The organism is Bacillus sp. 05T31 (assembly GCF_056396725.1).
In genome coordinates this window covers 1-1,496 of record NZ_JBFTMA010000881.1, presented here as the reverse complement: position 1 = coordinate 1,496, position 1,496 = coordinate 1, and the positions used below count along the sequence as shown (strand labels likewise).

At 38.2% G+C, this 1,496-nt stretch carries 2 protein-coding genes; one reads left to right on the top strand and one right to left on the bottom strand.

Annotation, left to right across the window (positions count from 1 at the left end; all coding sequences use genetic code 11):
• Nucleotides 1–951, bottom strand: a 951-nt coding sequence (locus tag AC1DJR_RS29515; protein WP_477004203.1) for an aminopeptidase, incomplete at its 3' end; no start/stop codon positions are given.
• A gap of 187 nt (nt 952–1,138) precedes the next feature.
• On the opposite strand from AC1DJR_RS29515, the gene AC1DJR_RS29510 reads away from it, so the two are divergent.
• Nucleotides 1,139–1,496, top strand: a 358-nt coding sequence (locus AC1DJR_RS29510) for a DUF948 domain-containing protein (protein WP_477004202.1), incomplete at its 3' end; no start/stop codon positions are given.

Genomic DNA, 1,496 nt, shown 5'->3' with positions numbered 1-1,496 from the left:
ATCATAAGCTTGTCCAGGTGTGAAGTGGAAGCTGCCATCGATTTTTTCATCGAATAGAATGTCTCCCATTGGATGTAAGATGTATGGGTTTACGCCGATTGCGAACTCACCAACGTAGCGTGCGCCTTCGTCTGTATCGAAGATTTTGTTAATGCGCTCTGAATCGTTTGCAGTTGCGTCAACGATTTGGCCATTCTCAAATTTAAGTTGTACATTTTCAAATGTATAACCGTTGTAAGGTGATGGTGTGTTATAAGAAACTGTACCGTTAACAGAATCGCGAACTGGTGCAGAGTATACTTCACCATCTGGAATGTTTAAATGACCCGAGCATTTAATAGCTGGAATGTCTTTAATAGAGAATGTTAAGTCAGTTCCAGGGCCAGTTAAGCGAACCTTATCTGTTTTATTCATTAATGTAACAAGGCTATCCATCGCCTTATCCATTTTACCGTAGTCTAAGTTACAAACTTCGAAGTAGAAGTCTTCGAAAGCTTCTGTGCTCATTTTAGCAAGCTGCGCCATAGAAGCATTTGGGTAGCGAAGAACAACCCAGCGTGTTTTCGGAACACGGATGTCTCTATGAACTTTTTTGCCAACTGTTTGGCCGTGAACTTTCATACGTTCACTTGGAACGTCAGCTTGTTCGTTAATGTTATCRCCAGAGCGAAGGCCAATGTAAGCATCCATATCTTTCATTACACTAGCTTCATATGCAGCGATTTGTTCGAAATGTTCTTCAGTAGCACCCATTAATAAAGAGCGATCTACTTGATGATCTTTTAAAGAAACGAATGGGAAACCACCAGCTGCATATGCTTCTTTTACAAGTGCAGTTACAAGTTCTTTTTGTAAGCCAAAGTTTTCAATTAATACTTTTTCGCCTTTTTGTAAACGAATAGAGTAGTTAATTAAATTGTATGCTAACTTTTCAATGCGTGGATCTTTCATATGTAAAGCCTCCCTACTAATTATGTATCCTCTCCTATTGTAACCTACTTAGTGGAATTTGTTGAATCATTTATGTTAAAGTTAACGAATAAGTATGAAAATTCTAATGAAAAGATAGGGATTAGAATGAAACGGAAAATGATTGTATAATGGGAGAAAGTATGAAAAAGATAAAGGAAGTGATGAAATGCAAGTTCTTCTATATGTAAGTGCGGCTATTATCGCGGTTGCTTTCGCAGTATTAGTAGTGTATGTATGCAGAACGTTGTTATCGGTTCAGAAGACGTTAGAAAACGTTGCGAGCACGTTAGAAGGTTTAGAAAAGCAAATGCAAGGAATAAGCGTAGAGACGGAGCAATTATTACATAAGACAAATGCGTTAGCTGATGATATTCAACAGAAGTCACAGTCGCTAAATAAAGTAGTAGAAGGTGTGGATGGAATCGGAACGACGATCCACTCTTTAAATACGAAGCTTCGCAATGTATCAGAGTCTGTTACGGACGAAATTGAAAATAATGCAGATAAAGTGGCACAAGTTGTAC